The organism is Streptomyces sp. DH12, from assembly GCF_020873895.1.
Taxonomy (GTDB): domain Bacteria; phylum Actinomycetota; class Actinomycetes; order Streptomycetales; family Streptomycetaceae; genus Streptomyces.
This window is the reverse complement of sequence record NZ_JAHWGT010000036.1, coordinates 1-18,093: the sequence shown is the minus strand read 5'-3', so window position 1 is coordinate 18,093 and position 18,093 is coordinate 1. Positions and strand designations below refer to the sequence as shown.

At 72.6% G+C, this 18,093-nt stretch carries 16 protein-coding genes and 1 riboswitch; of the genes, 8 read left to right on the top strand and 8 right to left on the bottom strand.

The features are described 5' to 3' along the window. Positions 1 to 4: 4 nt before the first annotated feature. The 4 genes from LPA54_RS26775 to LPA54_RS26760 all read left to right on the top strand — a co-directional run bounded on the left by LPA54_RS26775 (position 5) and on the right by LPA54_RS26760 (position 4,047). Complete coding sequence (locus LPA54_RS26775) at positions 5 to 1,201, top strand: HD domain-containing protein (RefSeq protein WP_228982288.1); 1,197 nt, start codon at positions 5 to 7, stop codon at positions 1,199 to 1,201. A gap of 97 nt (positions 1,202 to 1,298) precedes the next feature. After that, positions 1,299 to 2,279, top strand: coding sequence for a hypothetical protein (locus LPA54_RS26770; protein WP_058940697.1), 981 nt, complete (start codon positions 1,299 to 1,301; stop codon positions 2,277 to 2,279). 73 nt (positions 2,280 to 2,352) lie between these two features. Then, positions 2,353 to 3,003 (top strand): peptide deformylase, encoded by a 651-nt coding sequence (gene def, locus LPA54_RS26765; RefSeq protein WP_228982287.1) that lies wholly within the window; start codon positions 2,353 to 2,355, stop codon positions 3,001 to 3,003. A gap of 306 nt (positions 3,004 to 3,309) precedes the next feature. Continuing rightward, positions 3,310 to 4,047: a D-Ala-D-Ala carboxypeptidase family metallohydrolase gene (locus LPA54_RS26760; RefSeq protein ID WP_228982285.1), complete on the top strand. Its 738-nt coding sequence runs from the start codon at positions 3,310 to 3,312 to the stop codon at positions 4,045 to 4,047. A gap of 4 nt (positions 4,048 to 4,051) precedes the next feature. Here LPA54_RS26760 and LPA54_RS26755 read toward each other — a convergent pair whose 3' ends face one another. The 7 genes from LPA54_RS26755 to LPA54_RS26725 all read right to left on the bottom strand — a co-directional run bounded on the left by LPA54_RS26755 (position 4,052) and on the right by LPA54_RS26725 (position 11,998). Then, positions 4,052 to 4,456 (bottom strand): DUF2809 domain-containing protein, encoded by a 405-nt coding sequence (locus LPA54_RS26755; RefSeq protein ID WP_228982363.1) that lies wholly within the window; start codon positions 4,454 to 4,456, stop codon positions 4,052 to 4,054. Beyond that, a complete protein-coding gene (locus LPA54_RS26750; RefSeq protein ID WP_228982283.1) occupies positions 4,453 to 5,466 on the bottom strand; it encodes a ribonucleotide-diphosphate reductase subunit beta in 1,014 nt (337 codons plus the stop codon). The genes LPA54_RS26755 and LPA54_RS26750 overlap by 4 nt, the downstream gene beginning before the upstream one ends. Further along, on the bottom strand, positions 5,466 to 7,829 hold the full coding sequence (locus LPA54_RS26745; protein ID WP_228982282.1) for a ribonucleoside-diphosphate reductase subunit alpha: 2,364 nt from the start codon (positions 7,827 to 7,829) through the stop codon (positions 5,466 to 5,468). The genes LPA54_RS26750 and LPA54_RS26745 overlap by 1 nt, the downstream gene beginning before the upstream one ends. 145 nt (positions 7,830 to 7,974) lie before the next feature. Then, positions 7,975 to 8,112: riboswitch (cobalamin riboswitch) on the bottom strand. A 188-nt stretch (positions 8,113 to 8,300) separates the two neighbouring features. Then, positions 8,301 to 9,044, bottom strand: coding sequence for a hypothetical protein (locus tag LPA54_RS26740; protein ID WP_228982281.1), 744 nt, complete (start codon positions 9,042 to 9,044; stop codon positions 8,301 to 8,303). A 96-nt stretch (positions 9,045 to 9,140) separates the two neighbouring features. After that, a complete protein-coding gene (gene mctP, locus LPA54_RS26735) occupies positions 9,141 to 10,763 on the bottom strand; it encodes a monocarboxylate uptake permease MctP (RefSeq protein WP_228982280.1) in 1,623 nt (540 codons plus the stop codon). Next, positions 10,760 to 11,023, bottom strand: coding sequence for a DUF3311 domain-containing protein (locus LPA54_RS26730; RefSeq protein ID WP_058945426.1), 264 nt, complete (start codon positions 11,021 to 11,023; stop codon positions 10,760 to 10,762). The genes mctP and LPA54_RS26730 overlap by 4 nt, the downstream gene beginning before the upstream one ends. 189 nt (positions 11,024 to 11,212) lie before the next feature. Beyond that, positions 11,213 to 11,998 carry a GntR family transcriptional regulator gene (locus LPA54_RS26725; protein WP_228982362.1) on the bottom strand — a complete coding sequence of 262 codons (786 nt, stop codon included), beginning with the start codon at positions 11,996 to 11,998 and terminating at the stop codon, positions 11,213 to 11,215. Between the two features lie 291 nt (positions 11,999 to 12,289). Here LPA54_RS26725 and LPA54_RS26720 point away from each other — a divergent pair, with 291 nt between their 5' ends. From LPA54_RS26720 to LPA54_RS26705, 4 genes are all read left to right on the top strand, one after another. Then, positions 12,290 to 13,567 carry an extracellular solute-binding protein gene (locus LPA54_RS26720; RefSeq protein ID WP_228982279.1) on the top strand — a complete coding sequence of 426 codons (1,278 nt, stop codon included), beginning with the start codon at positions 12,290 to 12,292 and terminating at the stop codon, positions 13,565 to 13,567. An 84-nt stretch (positions 13,568 to 13,651) separates the two neighbouring features. Then, entirely contained in the window at positions 13,652 to 14,662 is a 1,011-nt protein-coding gene (locus LPA54_RS26715) for a carbohydrate ABC transporter permease (protein ID WP_228982277.1), read from the top strand. 122 nt (positions 14,663 to 14,784) lie between these two features. Next, positions 14,785 to 15,573, top strand: coding sequence for a carbohydrate ABC transporter permease (locus LPA54_RS26710; RefSeq protein WP_228982361.1), 789 nt, complete (start codon positions 14,785 to 14,787; stop codon positions 15,571 to 15,573). 8 nt (positions 15,574 to 15,581) lie between these two features. Beyond that, on the top strand, positions 15,582 to 17,105 hold the full coding sequence (locus LPA54_RS26705; protein ID WP_228982275.1) for a glycoside hydrolase family 3 protein: 1,524 nt from the start codon (positions 15,582 to 15,584) through the stop codon (positions 17,103 to 17,105). Between the two features lie 77 nt (positions 17,106 to 17,182). On the opposite strand, the gene nagB is transcribed toward LPA54_RS26705, so the two are convergent. Next, a complete protein-coding gene (gene nagB, locus LPA54_RS26700; RefSeq protein WP_228982360.1) occupies positions 17,183 to 17,968 on the bottom strand; it encodes a glucosamine-6-phosphate deaminase in 786 nt (261 codons plus the stop codon). Between the last annotated feature and the right edge of the window lie 125 nt (positions 17,969 to 18,093).

Genomic DNA, 18,093 nt, shown 5'->3' with positions numbered 1-18,093 from the left:
CCTCGTGCACGCGACCGCCGGCGCCGCGACCGCCGCGTCCCTCGGATGGACCCTCTGGCACGGACTGGCGGACCCCGGCACGGCCCTGGCCTTCGGCGTGCTGATCGCGGTCGGCGAGCTCGCGCGCCGCGGCGGACCGCCCCGCGAGCGGGAGCCGGCGCCGCTCGGGGCGGCGGGGGCGCTGGCGTACGCCCTCCTGGGGGACCCGGCCGGAGCGCCCGCGGGGACCGGGGTGGGGCAGGTCGTGACGGTCGCCGCCGCCGGGGTGCTCGTGGGCGCCGTGCCGCACGTGGCGCGGGGCCGGGGGCCCGACCCCGACCAGACCGCCCGACGGGTGCTGACCGTCGCCTTCGCCGCCGTCTGCGCCGGACCCCTGCACGGCGACGCCCCGTCGCCCCGGCACGTGCCGCTCCTGCTCCTGGTCCTCGCCCTGACCGCGCTGTGCGACGCCGTCCTCGCCGCCCTGCTGCTGCGCGCCCGCACCGGCTACCCGTACGGGCCGCTGCTCCGCGACGAGCTGAGGGCCCTGCCGGGGGTCACGTCCGCCGTCTGCGCCACCGGCGCGGTGATGGCCCTGGCGGTGGCCGTCGCGGGCCTGTGGGCCCTGCCCGTCCTGTGCGTACCGCTGCTCCTGACGCAACTGGCGTTCCGCCGGTACGCCGCCGTGCGCCGCACCTACCGGCAGACGATCGCCTCCCTGGCCCGCGCCACCGAGATCGCCGGGTACACCCCGCCTGGCCACGCCCACCGCGTCGCCGCGCTGAGCCGGGCCGTGGGGCGGGAGCTGGGCCTGTGCCGCGAGGACCTGACCGTCCTGGAGTACGCGGCCCTCATGCACGACATCGGCCAGCTCTCGCTGGTCGACCCGGTTCCCGCCGGGGCCACGGCCCTGCTGCCCGCCGCCGAGCAGCGCCGCATCGCCCTGCTCGGCGGGGCGGTGGTCCGCCAGACCGGGGTCCCGCCGGCCGTCGCCGTGGTCGTCGAGCGGCAGGCCGACCCGTACCGCGAGCAGCCCCTCGCCGCCCGCATCGTCCGGGCGGTCAACGCGTACGACGACCTCTCGGGGGAAAGCGCCCACCGGGCGCTCGCGGCCCTGGAGCACCTGAGGCTCGGGACCGCCCGCGACTACCACCCGGCGGTCGTGGAATCCCTCGTCAGAGTCCTCGCCCGGGGCGGCGTCGAGGGGCGGGCACCGGGGTAACCCATGGGTAATGAGCGGGCGTGCGACCGGGCATGGTTGGATGCCAACGAGAGGGTGTCCGGGGGCAGTGACCTTCAGCGACCGGCAGGCGGGAATCGTGAGGATCTTCGGGAAGGTACGGCATCGGCCCTCCGCCTCGTGGCGGCAGGCCACCGACCGCGCGTTCACGCTGATCGGGGACGGGCGGTACGAGGACGCGGGCGCGCTGCTGACGCGCGCGGCCGATCTGGAACCCTGGCTCTCGGAGTCCTGGTTCAACCTGGCGCTCCTCCACAAGTTCCGGCACGACTGGGAGCAGGCCCGCGCCGCGGGTCTGCGCGCCGTCGCGCTGCTGGACAAGGAGACCGGGGCGCCCGACTGGTGGAACGTCGGCATCGCCGCGACCGCCCTCCAGGACTGGCCGCTGGCCCGCCGCGCCTGGCAGGCGTACGGGCTGAAGGTGCCCGGCGGCACCGCGCCCGGCGGGGAGCCGGTCGGCATGGAGCTGGGCAGCGCCGCGGTGCGGCTGTCGCCGGAGGGCGAGGCCGAGGTGGTGTGGGGCCGCAGGCTCGACCCGGCCCGGATGGAGGTGCTGTCCATCCCGCTGCCGTCCTCCGGGCGCCGCTGGGGCGAGGTGGTCCTCCACGACGGCGTGCCCAACGGCGAGCGCACCACCGCGTCGGGGCACAGCTTCCCCGTGTTCGACGAGATCGAGCTGTGGGCCCCCTCGCCCGTGCCGACCTGGGTGGTGCTGCTGGAGGCGGCGACCGAGGCCGACCGGGACGCCCTGGAGCGGCTGGCCGCCGACGCCGGGTTCGCCGCCGAGGACTGGTCCTCGTCCGTGCGGCTGCTGTGCCGCACCTGCTCGGAGTCCCGGATGCCGAGCGCCGAGGGCGACGGCGAGCACCTCGACCCGCACGACCACAGCGAGCCGGGGCACCCGGGCCCGCTCGGCCACCGCACCGCCGGGGACCTGTGGGTGCCCGAGCGGGAGTGCGGCATCGCCGCGCCCGCCGGCCTGGTGCGGGGGCTGCTGGACGGCTGGGTCGCCGACAGCCCCGACAGCCGCGAGTGGCGCGATCTGGAGGAAGTCTGCTGATGCCCGCCGCAGGGGCCCCTTAGGCTGTACGGGCACACGGCAACGGGTACTCAGGGAAGGCGCGAAACCGGACATGGCGCAGCAGGAGACGGACCAGCAGGGCTTCGACGCCCTCCCCGTCGACGACGAGGGGTTCGTCGTCGACACGGAGCAGTGCGAGGAGCGCGAGCAGGCGCACCGCGAGCGCGGCACGTCGCGTCCGATCACGGTGGTGGGCAACCCCGTGCTGCACAAGGAGTGCAAGGACGTCACCTCGTTCGACGACGACCTCGCCCGGCTCGTCGACGACATGTTCGCCAGCCAGCGCACCGCCGAGGGCGTGGGCCTCGCCGCCAACCAGATCGGCGTCGACCTGAAGGTCTTCGTCTACGACTGCCCCGATGACGAGGGCGTGCGGCACGTCGGCGCCGTGTGCAACCCGGTACTGGAGGAGCTGCCGGCGGACCGGCGCAACCTCGACGACTCCAACGAGGGCTGCCTGTCCGTGCCGACGGCGTACGCCTCGCTGGCCCGGCCCGACCACGCGGTGGTGCGCGGCCAGGACCTGAAGGGCAACCCGATCAAGGTGCGGGGGACCGGGTACTTCGCCCGCTGCCTCCAGCACGAGACGGACCACCTGTACGGGTACCTGTACATCGACCGGCTGTCCAAGCGGGACCGCAAGGACGCGCTGAGGCAGATGGCCGAGGGCACGCCCCGCTACCCGGTCGTCGCCAACGACTGAGCGCCAACGGCTGAGCGCGGCCGGCCGAGCCGTCCGCCGGCCGAGTGCCGTCCGCCGGGCTCCGGCGACCGGGCCGCCGGCCGAGCGGCGCCGGGCCGGCCCCGCCGCCGGGTCCCGGTCCGGTCACGCCGCGGTGACCGGGGCGGGACCCGTCCGCGTCCGGCGGGGGACGGGCGGGTGAAGGGCGCCGAGGCCCTGTTGACGCGCGTCGACCGCCCCGCCAGTCTCGGGAGCGGGACGGCGCCCGCGCCGTCCCGCCCGCCCCGGCCGGCACCGCCGGGACACCCGCTCGGAGACGGAGGCACGATGCTCGGACGGACCGGACGACTCCTGCTGTCGCTTGTCATGCTCATGTCGGCACTGACGGTCGGGGTGGTGGCCACCGCGGGCACGGCCCACGCCGACGGCTGCTACACCTGGTCGCGCACGCTCTCCCAGGGGGCGTCCGGCGCCGACGTCACCCAGTTGCAGATCCGCGTCGCCGGCTACCCCGGCCACGGCGCCGTCCTCGCCGTCGACGGCGCCTACGGCCCGGCCACCACCGCGGCGGTCAAGCGGTTCCAGGCGGCGTACGGCCTCACCGCCGACGGCGTCGCCGGACCGGCCACCTTCAGCAAGCTGTACGCCCTCCAGGACGACGACTGCACGCCCGTCCACTTCAGCTACGCCGAGCTGAACGACTGCAACACCACCTGGTCCGGCGGGGCCGTCAGCGCCGCCACCGCCAAGTCGAACGCGCTGCGCACCATGTGGAAGCTGGAAGCCCTGCGCCACGCGCTCGGCGACCAGCCCATCAGGGTGACCAGCGGCTTCCGCTCCCACGCCTGCAACGACGCGGTCGGCGGCGCGTCGAGCAGCCGCCATCTGTACGGGGACGCCGCCGACCTCGGCGCGGGCCCGCACTCGCTGTGCCGGCTCGCCCAGCAGGCCCGCAACCACGGGTTCAACGGCATCCTCGGCCCGGGCTACCCCGGGCACGGCGACCACACCCACCTGGACCACCGGGCCGACCGCTTCTGGTCCGCGTCGAGCTGCGGCATCTGACGCGTCAGGCGCGGCGGCGGCAGGCGGCGCGGCAGAAGGCGTGCACCGCCCCGCCGGCCGCCGCGCCGACCGCATACCAGAGCAGGTCCGGTGCGTGGAACGACGTGCCGAGGACCAGCGGCGCGAGCCGGCTGTGCGCGGCCAGCGCGGCCGGCACGCCCGTCAGCTGGAACAGCTCCACCGCGCACGAGAACGCCAGCGCCGCCCCGGCCGCCGCCACCGGCCGCGTACGGGGCGCGACCAGCACCACCAGCGCCACGACCAGCACCGTGTACAGCGCGTCGCCGGCGTACCCCGCCCACGCGCCCGTCGCCGCGGACCTGGCTCCCAGGCCCGCGGCGACGGTCAGCGCGGCGGCGGCGCCGGCCGCCGAGCGCGTGGCCAGCGGCGTGCCGGCGCCCGCCGTCAGAAGTCCTCGTCCAGGTCGACGGAGCCCTCCACGGCCACCTGGTAAGCGGACGGGCGGCGCTCGAAGAAGTTCGTCAGCTCCTGGACGCCCTGGAGCTCCATGAACGCGAACGGGTTCTCCGAGCCGTACACCGGGGCGAAGCCCAGCCGCGTCAGGCGCTGGTCGGCGACGCACTCCAGGTACTGGCGCATCGACTCGGTGTTCATGCCCGGCAGCCCGTCGCCGCACAGGTCGCGGCCGAACTGCAGCTCCGCCTCGACGGCCTCCTTCAGCATGTCGACGACCTGCTGCCGCAGCTCGTCGTCGAACAGCTCCGGCTCCTCCTTGCGGACGGTGTCGACGACCTCGAACGCGAAGTTCATGTGCATCGTCTCGTCGCGGAACACCCAGTTGGTGCCGGTCGCCAGCCCGTGCAGCAGGCCGCGCGAGCGGAACCAGTAGACGTACGCGAAGGCGCCGTAGAAGAAGAGGCCCTCGATGCACGCCGCGAAGCAGATCAGGTTCAGCAGGAAGCGGCGGCGGTCCGCCTGCGTCTCCAGCCGGTCGATCTTCTCCACCGAGTCCATCCAGCGGAAGCAGAACTGCGCCTTCTCGCGGATGGAGGGGATGTTCTCCACGGCGTCGAACGCGGCCGCGCGGTCCGCCGGATCGGGGAGGTAGGTGTCGAGCAGCGTCAGGTAGAACTGGACGTGCACGGCCTCCTCGAACAGCTGGCGCGACAGGTACAGGCGCGCCTCGGGGGAGTTGATGTGCTTGTACAGCGTCAGCACCAGGTTGTTCGCGACGATCGAGTCGCCCGTCGCGAAGAACGCGACCAGGCGGCCGATCAGGTGCTGCTCGCCCGGCGTGAGCTTGGCGAGGTCGGCCACGTCGGAGTGGAGGTCGACCTCCTCCACGGTCCAGGTGTTCTTGATGGCGTCCCGGTAGCGCTCGTAGAAGTCCGGATAGCGCATGGGGCGCAGAGTCAGTTCGAAGCCCGGGTCGAGCAGGTTCTTCTCGGTGGTGCTCATCACTGACAGGCCTCGCAGGACTCGGGGTTCTCCAGGGAGCAGGCGACGGCGTCGGGCTCGGACACCTGCTGGGCGGGTACGGGGGCGGTGGCCGCGCCGGACGCCTGGGCGGCGCGGGCGATCCGGGTCGCCGGGCGGGAGCGCAGGTAGTACGTCGTCTTCAGCCCCTGCTTCCAGGCGTACGCGTACATCGACGACAGCTTGCCGATGGTCGGCGTCTCCAGGAACAGGTTCAGCGACTGCGACTGGTCCAGGAACGGGGTGCGGGCGGCGGCCATGTCGATCAGGCCGCGCTGCGGGATCTCCCACGCCGTGCGGTACAGGGCGCGCACGTCGGCGGGGACCCAGGTGAAGCCCTGCACCGAGCCGCTGGACTCGCGCAGCGCCTCACGGGTCTGCGCGTCCCACACGCCGAGCTTCTTCAACTCGTCCACCAGGTAGGAGTTGACCTGGAGGAACTCGCCCGACAGCGTCTCGCGCTTGAAGAGGTTGGAGACCTGCGGCTCGATGCACTCGTAGACGCCCGCGATGGACGCGATCGTCGCCGTCGGCGCGATGGCCAGCAGCAGCGAGTTGCGCATGCCGACCTCGGCGACGCGCGAGCGCAGCGCCGCCCACCGCTCGGGCCAGGCCAACTCGACGTCGTAGTGGTCGGGGTGGAGCACACCGCGCGCGGTCCGCGTCTTCTCCCACGCGGGCAGCGGGCCGTGGCGCTCGGCGAGGTCGGTGGACGCCTCGTACGCGGCGAGCATGATCCGCTCGGCGATCCGCGTCGACAGGGCACGCGCCTCGGGGGAGTCGAACGGCAGCCGCAGCTGGAAGAAGACGTCCTGGAGGCCCATCGCGCCCAGGCCCACCGGACGCCAGCGGGCGTTGGAGCGCCCCGCCTGCTCGGTCGGGTAGAAGTTGATGTCGACGACCCGGTCGAGGAAGGTGACGGCCGTGCGGACGGTCGCGTCCAGCCGCTCCCAGTCGATGGAGTCGCCGGCCATGAACGCGCCGAGGTTGACGGAGCCCAGGTTGCAGACCGCGGTCTCACCGTCGTCCGTGACCTCCAGGATCTCCGTGCAGAGGTTGGAGGAGTGGACCGTGTGGCCGGGCTCGGCGGTCTGGTTGGCGGTGCGGTTGGCGGCGTCCTTGAACGTCATCCAGCCGTTGCCGGTCTGCGCCAGCGTCCGCATCATCCGGCCGTACAGGTCGCGGGCCGGCATCGTGCGGCGGGCCAGGCCCTTCGCCTCGGCGGCCCGGTACGCGGCGTCGAACTCCTCGCCCCACAGGTCGACCAGCTCGGGGACGTCCGACGGCGAGAAGAGCGACCACTCGGCGTCGGCGTTGACGCGGCGCATGAACTCGTCGGGGATCCAGTGCGCCAGGTTGAGGTTGTGGGTGCGCCGGGCGTCCTCGCCCGTGTTGTCGCGCAGCTCCAGGAACTCCTCGATGTCCGCGTGCCAGGTCTCCAGGTAGACGGCGGCCGCGCCCTTGCGCCGGCCGCCCTGGTTGACGGCGGCGACGGAGGCGTCCAGCGTCTTCAGGAACGGCACGATGCCGTTGGAGTGCCCGTTGGTGCCGCGGATCAGCGAGCCGCGGGCACGGATGCGCGAGTACGACAGACCGATGCCGCCCGCGTGCTTCGAGAGCCGGGCCACCTGGTGGTAGCGGTCGTAGATGGAGTCCAGCTCGTCCTGCGGGGAGTCCAGCAGGTAGCAGGAGGACATCTGGGGGTGGCGGGTGCCCGAGTTGAACAGGGTCGGCGAGGACGGCAGGTAGTCCAGCCGGCTCATCAGCCGGTACAGCGCCTCGACCTCGTCGAGGGCGTCCGCCGACGCGTCGGCGGACAGGCCGCAGGCGACGCGCAGCAGGAAGTGCTGCGGCGTCTCGACCACCTTGCGGGTCAGCGGGTGGCGCAGCAGGTAGCGGGAGTACAGGGTGCGCAGCCCGAAGTAGCCGAACCGGTCGTCCGCCGTGGGGTCGATCGCGGCGTCCAGCCGGTCGGCGTGGTCGGCGACCAGCTCGGCGGTGCGGTCGGCGATGAGCCCCTCGCGGTGGCCGACGGCGACGGAGGCCGAGAAGCACACCGCGCCCTGCCCCGCCGCCTCGTCGGCGATGGTCCGGGTCAGGAGCCGCGCGGCGAGCTTCGAGTACGCGGGGTCCTCGGCGATCAGTCCGGCGGCCGCCTCGGTGGCGAGCTCCCGCAGTTCCGCCTCGTCGGACCCGGCGTGCCGGCCGCGCAGGGCGGCGGCGGCGACCCGGCCGGGGTCGGCGTCGGGGAGGTCCGCGGTGAGGTCGGTCAGGGTCCGCAGCAGCGCGGTCCCGGGCGCGTCGACTTCGGTGGCTGAGGCCGGATCCGCTGGCGCGATGGTCACGTGGGGGCTCTCCCTCGCTCGGCTCGGGGCCACGCGGGGCGGGGGCGGGGGAGCGGGGCGCGCCTCACCCCGGGCACAGGGGCGTGCGTGACCGCGTCCACCGGCCCACTCCGCGAGGCCCGGACGTCTGGGCACCCGGGCCGGTCGGTCCGGGCGCGCTGCCGGCAGGTCGTCGGACTCGCGGGTACGCGAAAGGCACACCGGTACACCGTTGCGGGACAGTTCCGGACTCTCACCGGATTCCCCTGCTGCGACAGCGAGGACGAGCATACATGTGGGGGGCACTCCTCACGGCACACCCCACATGTTGTGTCAGAGTGTCGGCTCGTACGCGAACCGTGGCAGGCGCCGGGAGGGCTTCCGGGCCCGCCGGCAGGGCCTCGAAGGCCGGTGCGGGCGGGCGTGGGGCGGGCGCCGGGCGGGCGCGCCGTGCGGGTGCGGGGCGGGTGCCTGCCGGGTGCGTCGCGCCGGTCAGCCGCTGACGCCCACGCCGTTGTCGGGCGCGCCGTCGCCCACGGGCGGCAGGTCGCCGCGCTCCACGGGCGCGCCGGCCGCACCCCCGGTGCCGCCCGTTCCGCCCGTGCCTCCCGTACCGCCCGTGCCGGCGGCGCGTTCGGGCAGGACCGCGTCCAACTCCGCGTCCGAGGCGCGGTGCGCCCGCTCGGCGGCGGCGCGCAGGGTGGCGCGGTCCACGGCGGCGCGGTCGGCGCTGACGCGGATGCGCAGTCCGCCCTCGACGCGCAGGTACGCGTGGCCGGTGTCGCCCGAGCGGTACCAGAGGGCGCCGTCCTTCTCGCACGGCGCGTCACCTTCCGCGCCGGTACCGGTCGCCGGGGCGGACCGGGTGGACCGGGCGGACGGGGTGGCGGCGCAGCCCGCGTCCTCCAGCGTGCCCCGCTCGACGCCGACGGTGAGGAAGCCGCCGCTCTTCGAGACGTACGACGCGGAGAAGCCGTCGTCACCGAGGACGCCCACCGACTGCTCGGCGAGGGCGAAGCCGTCCGCCTCGGTCACGTACACGTGCTCCGCCCTGGTCTGCAGGGCGGCGGCGCGGGACTCCGACTCCGCCCGGTCCGGGGTCCCGGAGCCGACCGTCTGCGTGCCGCAGCCGGCGAGGAGCAGCAGCGGGCACGACAGGGCGGCCGCGGCCGCCGGGGCCCGGCGGGTGCGCGGGCGGAGCGGGGGCGGCGGGGCGGGCGCCGTACGTCGTGTCATGCGCACATCCTCGCGTACCGGCACGGCGGACGGACGAGGGCCCCCGCCGCCCTGCCGGGACGGTGCGGGGGCCCTCGCCGCGGGGCGGGTTCCGGCTCAGTGGCCGGTGCCGACCTTCGGGACCGTCGGGCGCACGCCCGCGTCGCCCACGTCGGCGGTGTAGTCGCCGGCGGTCGTCTCGTCGACCCCCTCCGGCGCCCGCAAAGCCCGCAGCGCGAACGTGAGGGCCACCGTGACCAGGACGTTCAGCACGAAGGCGGTGAGGCCGATGTAGCCGATCTCCCCGATGCCCGGGATCGCCGCCGACGAGCCGCCGAAGTGCTTCTGCGTGGGTCCGGCGACGTTGTACGCGGTCCACGTGCCGTACACCATGCCGACCGCCCAGCCGCCGAGCAGCGCCCAGCGGTGGAACCAGCGGGTGAACAGGCCGCCGACCAGCGCCGGGAAGGTCTGGAGGATCCAGATGCCGCCGAGGAGCTGGAAGTTGATGGCGACCGTCTTGTCCATCGTCAGGACGAACGCCAGCGCGCCCACCTTGACCAGCAGCGACACCAGCTTGGACACCTTGGTCTCCTGCTCCGGGGTGGCGTCCGGCTTCAGGAAGTCCTTGTAGATGTTGCGGGTGAAGAGGTTGGCCGCGGCGATCGACATGATGGCGGCCGGCACGAGCGCGCCGATGCCGATGGCGGCGAAGGCGACCCCGGCGAACCAGTCGGGGAACATGTCCTCGAAGAGCTGCGGGATGGCCAGTTGCCCGTTCTGCACCTTGATGCCCGCGGCGATCGCCATGAACCCGAGGAACGCCAGCAGGCCCAGCATCAGCGAGTACAGCGGCAGGATGGTGGTGTTGCGGCGGATGACGTCGCGGCTGCCGGAGGACAGCGTCGCGGTGATGGAGTGCGGGTACATGAACAGCGCCAGCGCCGAGCCGAGGGCCAGCGTCGCGTACGTCCACTGGCCGGCCTCGTTCGGCACCAGCGCGCCGCGCGGTTTGTCGGTCGCCGGGTTGACCTGGGCGTAGGCGTCGCTCGCGGCGCTGAAGATCGCGTCGAAGCCGCCCAGCTTGATCGGGATGTAGATGATGGCGACCGCGATGACCAGGTAGATGAGCGTGTCCTTGACGAACGCGATCAGCGCGGGGGCGCGCAGCCCGGAGGAGTACGTGTACGCCGCGAGGACGCCGAAGGCGATCAGCAGCGGCAGGTCCTTGATGAACCAGTGCGTGGACTCGCCGCCTCCGACGCCCATCACGTCCAGCACGGCCTGGATGCCGACGAGCTGGAGCGCGATGTACGGCATGGTGGCGAGGATGCCGGTGAGGGCGACCGCCAGCGACAGGCCCTTGGAGCCCCAGCGGCCGCGCACGAAGTCGGCGGTGGTGACGTAGCCGTGCCGGTGCGACACCGACCACAGCCGCGGCAGGAAGGTGAAGATCAGCGGGTAGACGAGGATCGTGTACGGCACGGCGAAGAAGCCGGCCGCGCCCGCCGCGTAGATGGCCGCGGGGACGGCGACGAAGGTGTAGGCCGTGTAGAGGTCGCCGCCGAGCAGGAACCAGGTGACCCAGGTGCCGAAGGACCGGCCGCCCAGGCCCCATTCGTCCAGGCTCTGCTCGTTCTCGGCCCGCCGCCAGCGCGCGGCCATGAAGCCCAGGACCGTGACGAGCAGGAAGAAGAAGACGAAGACGGCGAGCGCGACGCCGTTGACACCGTCCTTCATCGCTCCGCACCCCCGTCCCGGGAGGCGCGGGCCCGCTGGTCACGGTGCCAGAGCCGGTACGCGAGCATGGTCAGCGCGGTGGAGAGCACGACCCAGAGCATCTGGTACCAGTAGAAGAACGGGATCCCGATGAGCACCGGTTCGGTCCGGGCGTAGGAGCCCACCCAGAGCATCGCGACGAACGGGGCGACGAGACAGAACGCGATCACCACCCGCACGGGGGTGACGACGGGTGGTTTCTCTTGCGACATCTCCGGCATACGGCGGCACCGTCCCCTCAAGATCAGCCGTGCGATGCGGTGAATCTAGGGGACGGCCCGGCGGGAGGGAACCCGTTGCTTGATAACGGTGTGACTGCTGTGACCACTGTGGCCGGCGGGAACCGTGCGCCGATCGGGTCAGGGTCGAGGTCCGGGCCAGGATCCGGATCCGGGTCCGCTCCCGCGGGCCTACTCGTCGCGCGGCCGCTTGAGCCGGGCCACGAACTTGTACCGGTCGCCCCGGTACACCGACCGCACCCACTCGACGGGCGCGCCGTCCTCGTCGATGGAGTGCCGGGAGAGCATCAGCATCGGCAGGCCCACGTCCGTGCCGAGCAGGCCCGCCTCGCGGGGCGTGGCCAGCGAGGTCTCGATGGTCTCCTCCGCCTGGGCCAGCCGGACGTCGTAGACCTCGGCGAGCGCGGTGTAGAGGGACGTGTACTTCACCAGCGAGCGGCGCAGCGCGGGGAAGCGCTTGGCCGACAGGTGGGTGGTCTCGATGGCCATGGGCTCGCCGCTGGCCAGGCGCAGGCGCTCGATGCGCAGGACGCGCCCGCCCGGCTGGATGTCGAGCAGCCCGGCGAGGGTGTCGTCGGCGGTGACGTAGCCGATGTCGAGCAGCTGGGAGGTGGGTTCGAGGCCCTGGGCGCGCATGTCCTCGGTGTAGGAGGTGAGCTGGAGCGCCTGGGAGACCTTGGGCTTGGCGACGAAGGTGCCCTTGCCCTGGATCCGCTCCAGCCGCCCCTCGACGACCAGCTCCTGGAGGGCCTGGCGCACGGTGGTGCGGGAGGTGTCGAACTCGGCGGCGAGCGTGCGCTCCGGCGGCACGGGGGTACCGGGGGGCATGGTCTCGGTCATGTCCAGCAAGTGCCGCTTGAGTCGGTAGTACTTGGGCACGCGAGCGGTCCGCGTCGCCGTCCCGTTCTCGGACGGGAGCGCCTTCCCGAGCTCCGTACCGCCACTGTCCGTGGCCATGGCCTGCCTCTCCGACTCCTGTGCTGTTGCCGTCACCGGCTCCTCCGTCTGTCGCGGCTCACATGGTGGCACGGACCGGTCACGGGTCGTCGCCCCTCCTCAGGTGTCGGTCCGATAACGGACGCAACAGCCCCTCTTATACACCCTTGACACCCCCAAAGGTCTAGGCCAAGCTCCGGGTTACTGGTCTAAACCATTAAAGATCAGGTCCCAGTCCCACGAGCAAGATGCGTCGTACGTCGCACGTCTCCGCGGTGGGCAGGGGTTGCAGGCATCCCTGAGGAGGGTGGCGTGAAGCGCAAGCTCATCGCGGCGATCGGCGTCGCGGGCATGATGGTCAGTCTCGCTGCTTGCGGCGGTTCCGACAACGGCGGCGACAAGGCGGGCGGCGCCAAGGAGCTGACCGTCTGGCTGACCGTCGACGCGCAGAACAACTGGCCGGACCTGGTCAAGGCGGCCGACGACGCGATCGCCAAGAAGTACCCGGGCATCAAGATCAAGCACGAGTACTACGGCTGGCCCGACAAGAACACCAAGCTCGACGCCGTCCTCGCCACGGACAAGGCACCCGACGTGGTCGAGATGGGCAACACCGAGATGATCGGCTACATGGCGAAGGGCGCCTTCGCCGAGGTCGACCCCGCCAAGTTCGAGAACTCGGACAAGTGGCTGGACGCCCTGAAGGAGTCCGTCACCTACAACGGCAAGACGTACGGCGTCCCCTACTACGCGGGCGGCCGCATCGGCACCTGGCGCAAGGACGTCGCCGCGGAGGCCGGCGTCACGGCGGCCCCCAAGACCTGGGCCGAGCTCACCGCCGCCCTCGACAAGATCCAGGCGAAGAAGGGCGACAAGTTCAGCGCCTGGTACCAGCCGGCCCCCGACTGGTACGCCGCGATGTCGTTCGTCTTCGACGCCGGCGGCTCCATCGCCGAGCAGGACGGCGAGAACTGGAAGGCGAACCTCTCCTCGCCGGAGTCCGTCAAGGGCCTCACCGAGTACAAGAAGGTCCTCGACGCCTACATGCACGGGGACAAGACGAAGGACGAGGCCGACCGCCCCGTCGTCTTCGGCCAGGGCAACGCGGCCACGATCTTCGCCGCCGCCTGGGAGGGCGCCACCGCCGCCGACCCCAAGAACGACAAGGTGGGCGGCCTGAAGGGCAAGCTGGAGAACTTCGTCATGCCCGGCCCGTCGGGCAAGAACCTCCCCGTCTTCCTCGGCGGCTCCGACCTGGCCGTGCCGGTGAAGTCCAAGTCCCAGGACGTCGCCGCCGAGTGGATCGCCGCCTTCACCGGCCCCCAGGGCCAGAAGGGCCTCGTCGCCAAGGGCAACCTGCCCAACAACAAGGCCGACCTCGCCCCGCTGAAGGCCGACCCGGCGACCGCCGTCCCGGCCACCGCCGCCGAGTCCAGCTGGTTCGTCCCGACCGCGCCCGGCTGGGGCCAGGTCGAGAAGGGCCAGATCCTCAAGACGATGCTCGTCGAGATCGCCAACGGCAAGAAGTCCGTCGAGGCCGCCGCCAAGGACGCGGACGCCGCGATCGACAAGGTCATCAACACCAAGTGACCTGTGGGCGGGGCCCCGTCACGGCCGGACCGCGACGGGGCCCCGCCGGCCCGCACCACGAGAGGGATCGCTGAGGAGCACGGGATGAGTGCCGCTGAGACAACCACCGCGAAGGCGCCGCCGGTGCGGCAAGCGCCACCACCCGGCCCGGGCGCCGGACGCCACCCGGGGAAGCCGGCCGGGAAACCGTCCGCGTCCGCCGCGAGGACCGGGGCGTCGGTCCCGTGGCTGCTGCTCGCTCCCTGCCTGACCGTCCTGGTCCTGGTCCTGGGCTACCCGCTGTACCGGCTGGTGGCCCTCTCCTTCCAGAAGTTCGGCCAGCCGCAGCTGTGGGGCTTCCAGGAGGCCGAGTCCGTCGGCTTCGCCAACTTCGCCAGGATCCTCGGCGACAGCGAGTTCTGGGCCGTCGTCCTGCGCACGGTCATCTTCGCCGGCGGCGCCGTCGTACTGACGATGGTCCTCGGCATGCTCATCGCCCTGCTGCTCCAGCGGGTCTCGCGGTGGGTGAAGGCGCTGATCAGCGTCGTCCTCGTGGCCAGCTGGGGCATGCCCATCATCGTCGCCACGGCCATCTTCAAGTGGCTCTTCGACGCCGACTACGGCGTCCTGAACTGGCTGATCGACAAGCTCCCGGGCATCGACATGATCGGCCACAACTGGTTCGCCAGCGGCTCCCAGGGCCTCGCCGTGATCATGCTGCTCGTCGTCTGGGGCGCCGTGCCCTTCGTCGTCATCACCCTCAGCGCCGGCCTCACCCAGGTGCCCAAGGAACTGGAGGAGGCCGCCAGGCTCGACGGCGCCGGCGCCTGGGGCGTCTTCCGCTTCGTCACCCTGCCGATCCTCAAGCCGATCATCGTGATGCTGACGACCCTCTCCGTCATCTGGGACATGGGCGTCTTCCCGCAGGTCTACGTGATGCGCAACGGCCACCCCGAGCCCGAGTTCCAGGTGCTCACCACCTACTCGTTCGACAAGGCGTTCGTCGTGAACGACTACGGAACCGGCTCGGCCATCGCCCTCGTCACGGTCTTCCTGCTGCTCGGCGCGGTCGCCGTCTACATGCGTCAGATGCTCAAGATCGGAGAGGTGGAGTGAGCGCCAACGCCACGGCCGCCCCGGCCAACCCCGTGGCCCCGGCCGCCCCGACGGCCCCGGCCGCGAAGGCCCCCCGGGCCGTCACCCGCCGCCGGCGCCCCGCGAAGCTCGGCTGGAACCTCGTGGGCCTGCTCGTCTTCGTCGTCCTCGGCTTCCCCGTCTACTGGATGGTGAACACGGCCTTCAAGCCGGCCAAGGACGCCATCGACCCGGACCCGCACTTCTTCCCCTCCACCTTCACCCTGGAGAACTTCAAGCGCGCCCTGGAGGTCGCCGACTTCTGGGGGCCCGTCGGCCGCAGCCTCGTCGTCTCGCTGGTCGTCGTCGTCATCGGCATCGCCGTCGGCATGCTCGCCGCCCTCGCCATCTCGCGGTTCGCCTTCCGCGGCCGCAAGATCGTGATCGTCGGCATCCTCGCCGTCCAGATGGTCCCGCTGGTCGCCATGATCATCCCGGTCTTCCTGCTCCTCAACGACCTGGGCCAGTACGACCGGATCACCGGCCTGATCATCACCTACCTCACCTTCATCCTGCCGTTCACGGTGTGGACCCTGCGCGGCTTCATCGTGAACATCCCGAAGGAGCTGGAGGAGGCGGCCATGGTCGACGGCTGCACCCGCACCGGCGCCTTCATCCGCGTCGTCTTCCCGCTGCTCGCCCCGGGCATGGTCGCCACGTCGGTCTACGGCTTCATCCAGGCGTGGAACGAGTACCTCTACGCGCTGATGCTGATGAGCCAGCAGAACCAGACCGCCACCGTCTGGCTCGGCAACTTCATCACCAAGAACGGCACCGAGTACGCCCCCATGATGGCGGGCTCCACCATGATGGCCGTCCCCATCGTGATCCTCTTCCTCCTCGTCCAGCGCAAGATGGCCGCGGGCCTCACGGCCGGCGCAGTGAAGGGATGACCGGGCCCATGACCACACTCGTACGCGACACCTCCGACACGCTGACCCGCGACGCCCTCACCGTCCTCCAGCCCGGCTTCGTCGGCACCACGCCCCCCGACTGGCTGCTGCGGCGCGTCGCCGAGGGACTCTCCTCCGTCGGGCTCTTCGGCCGCAACATCGCCACCCCCGAGCAGCTGACCGCGCTCACCGCGCGGCTGCGCGCCGAACGCGAGGACGTCCTCGTCGCCATCGACGAGGAGGGCGGCGACGTCACCCGGCTGGAGGTCCGCACCGGCTCCTCCTTCCCCGGCAACCTCGCACTCGGCACCGTCGACGACCCCGAGCTCACCCGGGCCGTCGCCCACGAGCTGGGCCGCCGACTCGCCGCCTGCGGGGTGGACTTCAACTGGGCGCCCTCCGCCGACGTCAACTCCGACCCGGACAACCCGGTCATCGGCGTGCGGTCCTTCGGCGCCGACCCGGAGCTCGCCTCCCGCCACACCGTCGCCTACATCGAGGGCATGCAGGCCGCGGGCGTCGCCGCGTGCACCAAGCACTTCCCCGGCCACGGCGACACGAACGTCGACTCGCACCTGGCGATGCCCCGCATCGATGTGGACCCGGACACACTGCACGCCCGTGAGCTGGCCCCCTTCCGGGCCGCCATCGCGGCGGGTTCCAAATCGGTGATGAGTGCGCATATCCTGCTGCCCGCGCTCGACCCCGACCGCCCCGCCACCCTGAGCCCGCGGATCCTCACCGGACTGCTGCGCCGGGAGCTGGGCTTCGAGGGCCTGATCGTCACCGACGGCATGGAGATGCAGGCCATCGCGTCGACGTACGGGATCGAGCGCGGCTCCGTCCTCGCCGTGGCGGCGGGCGCCGACGCCATCTGCGTCGGCGGCGGCCTCGCGGACGAGGGGATCGTCCTGCGCCTGCGCGACGCGCTCGTGGCGGCGGTACGGAGCGGGGAACTGCCCGAGGAGCGGCTGGCCGACGCGGCGGCGCGGGTACGCGCGCTGGCGTCCTGGACCCGGTCGCACCGGGCCGGGGGGGCCGGAACGGAGCCGGGCGCGGCTGTGCAGGAGGGGACCGCGCCCGGCACCGGCATCGGCCTGGTGGCGGCCCGCCGCGCACTGCGCGTGACGCCCGGCCGGACGCCGTACGCGCCGCCGACGGGACCGGTCCACGTGGCGTCCTACGCGCCGGAGGCGAACATCGCCGTCGGCGACGAGACCCCGTGGGGCGTCGGCGTGGAGCTGGAGCGGCTCCTGCCGGGCACCCGGACCGGGACCTACGGCGCCGAAACCGGCGCCGAGGACGTGCTGCGGGCGGCGGGGGAGCGCCGGATCGTGGCCGTCGTGCGCGACGCGCACCGTCACGCCTGGATGAGGGAGGCGTTGGACGGACTGCTCGCGGCCCGCCCCGACACGGTCGTGGTGGAGATGGGCCTGAACCAGGCTCCGCCGCGCGGGGCGCTGCACATCGCGACGCACGGTGCGGCGCGGGTCTGCGGCATCGCGGCGGCGGAGGTCGTCGCGGGCGCGTAGCGCACACGACGGAGGGGCCGGGCACCCGTGAGGTGCCCGGCCCCTCCGTCGTCCGCGGCCGCCGCGGCGCTACCGGCTCACAGGCCCTGCCAGGCCGGCTTGTTGGCGTAGGTGTGGCGGAAGTAGTCCGCGAGCTTCAGCTTCGACGCGGCGGCCTCGTCGACGACGACCGTGGCGTGTGGGTGGAGCTGGAGCGCGGACGCCGGGACGAGCGCGGCGACCGGGCCCTCGACGGTCTGGGCCACGGCCTCCGCCTTGCCCTCGCCGGTGGCCAGCAGGACCAGGTGGCGGGCTTCCAGGATGGTGCCGATGCCCTGGGTGATGACGTGGTGGGGCACCTGGTCGATGTCGCCGTCGAAGAACCGGGCGTTGTCGATCCGGGTCTGCTCGGTGAGCGTCTTGATCCGGGTGCGGGAGGCGAGCGACGAGCACGGCTCGTTGAACCCGATGTGGCCGTCGGTGCCGATGCCGAGGATCTGGAGGTCGACCCCGCCCGCCTCGGCGAGCGCCCGGTCGTACGCCTCGCACGCCGCCTGCACGTCCTCGGCGGAGCCATCGGGGCCCATGAAGGCGTCCGCGTCCAGCCCGAGCGGCTCGACCACCTGGCGCAGCACGGTCGAGCGGTACGACTCGGGGTGCCCGGCGGGCAGACCGACGTACTCGTCGAGCTGGGCGATCCGGGCGCGGGAGACGTCCACGGCGCCCGAGCGGACCTTGGCGGTCAGCGCGTCGTAGATGGGCAGCGGCGTCGAGCCGGTGGCCACGCCGAGCAGAGCGTCGGGCTTGCGGCGCAGGAGGTCGGCGATGCCCTCCGCGATGAGCGCGCCGCCTGCCTGGGCGTCCTGGACGATGACAACTTCCACGCTGGGCCTGCCGATCTGGGAGGAGGGGAAAGGGGTCACACTAGCTAAGGTGGTATAGACCAATCTAGCAGAATCGATTCGCCCAACCCATGGCCCGGGCCACCCTCCCGCCCCCGCCCCGAACC